This window comes from Mesorhizobium sp. M5C.F.Ca.IN.020.32.2.1 (genome assembly GCF_004023105.1).
Taxonomy (GTDB): Bacteria; Pseudomonadota; Alphaproteobacteria; order Rhizobiales; family Rhizobiaceae; genus Mesorhizobium; species Mesorhizobium wenxiniae.
On sequence record NZ_RZSX01001045.1, the window covers coordinates 1 to 1,961 of the forward strand.

Sequence of the window (1,961 nt, forward strand, 5' to 3'; positions counted from 1 at the left end):
CTCCGGAAGACCGTGCCGCCTTCCTCGCCTTCGGCCGTTGGCTGATGCCGCGCTCGGCGGCGGCGCTCGAAAATGCCGTGGCGGGACTGCGGGAAAAGGCGAAGCCGTTCGATCTCGTCCTTGAATCGCAGGCCGGTGCGCCGCTCGAAGTGCACGGGCGCAAGGGCGCAGCACACGTGGTCGTCCGTTTCGTCTCGCTTTCAGAAACGCAGCGAAGCGAGGCCAGGCTGAAAATCGAGAACCAGCGTCTCGCCGCCGACTATGACACCATGCTCGGCCTTCTCAACGCACTCAGCATGCCAGCATGGCTGCGCATGGCGAACGGGCGGCTGAAATGGGTCAACCGCGCCTATGCCAAGGCGGTCGAGGCGGAAAACGCCGAAGCGGCGGTTCGCGATGCGAAGGAATTCTTGGGTAGCCAGGCGCGCGATGCGATCGCTGCACAGCACAAGTCGCATGCCGTCTTCGAGCAGGCGCTTTCCACTGTGATCGAAGGCGACCGCCGCATGTTCGCCGTGACCGACTTCGCCGGCGCGGACGGTTCGGCGGGTCTTGCCTGCGACACCAGCGCCATCGAAACCATCCGTAACGAATATGAGCGGACCGTGCGGAGCCACGCCGACACGCTCGATCAGCTCAACACCGCCGTGGCGATTTTCGATACCGACGAAAAGCTGCGGTTTTTCAACCAGGCGTTCCAGAAATTATGGGGTCTCGACAGCGGCTTCCTGCACAGTGCTCCCGACAACGCCTTGTTGCTCGACCGGCTGCGCAGCGAAGGCAAGATCGCCGAGCAGCCCGAATGGCGGCGCTGGAAGGAAAGCCTGCTTGGCGCCTATCGCGCGGTCGAGTCGCAGGAACATTGGTGGCATCTGCCGGACGGCAAGACCATCCGCGTCGTCGCCAATCCGCAGCCTAAGGGCGGCGTGACCTGGGTGTTCGAGAACCTGACCGAGAAGATGGACCTCGAAAGCCGCTACCAGACCGCGGTGCGGGTTCAGGGCGAGACGCTCGACAATCTTGCCGAAGGCGTGGCCGTGTTCGGCCCGGACGGAAGGCTCAGATTGTCGAACCCGGCATTCGCAGCACTTTGGGGGCTGGACGCCGACGCAGCCAAGCCCAACGTTCACGTCTCCACCATCCGCGATCTGTGCGACCGGCGCGCGCCGGACAGCCCCTGGCGCGGGTTCGTTGCCGCCATCACCGGTTTCGACGACGAGCGCCGCGACCGCCACGGCCAGACCGAGCTGAACAACGGCACCGTGCTGCGCTACGCGATGATCCCGCTGCCCAACGGGCAGGTGATGATGACCTTCGTCGACGTCACCGACAGCGTCAATGTCGAGCGTGCGCTGAAGGACAAGAACGAGGCGCTGGAAAAATCCGACCAGCTCAAGAACGAGTTCGTGCAGCACGTCTCCTACGAATTGCGCTCGCCGCTGACCAACATCATCGGCTTCACCGAGCTTCTTTCGCTGCCGTCGACCGGGCCATTGAGCCAGAAGCAGCGCGAATATGTTGAGCATGTCGGATCGTCTTCCTCGGTCCTGCTCACCATCGTCAACGATATCCTCGACCTGGCGACCGTGGATGCCGGGATCATGGAGCTCGATATCTCCGAAGTTCACGTCGACCGGACCATCGCTGCCGCTGCCGAGCTTGTCTCCGAACGGCTGGAGGAGCATGCCATCAGGCTCAAGGTCGATGCGGCCACTGCGCCGAAGACGTTCCACGGCGACGAAACCCGCATCCGCCAGATCCTCTACAATCTGCTGAGCAATGCCGCGAACTACGCTCCGGAAGCGAGCACCATCACGCTCGCCTGCCGCTCGCTTGCCGAAGGCGTGGAATTCTCCGTTCACGACGACGGTCCCGGCATGCCGCCGGACCTGCTCGATTCGGTGTTCCGGCGTTTCGAACCGCGCACCAATGGCGGCCGCCGGCGCGGCGCCGGCCTCGGC

The 1,961-nt window shown here is 64.0% G+C and carries 1 protein-coding gene; it reads left to right on the forward strand.

Annotated elements, in window-relative coordinates:
* Positions 1-1,961, forward strand: a 1,961-nt coding sequence (locus tag EOA86_RS32600) for a PAS domain-containing sensor histidine kinase (protein ID WP_164892229.1), incomplete at both ends; no start/stop codon positions are given.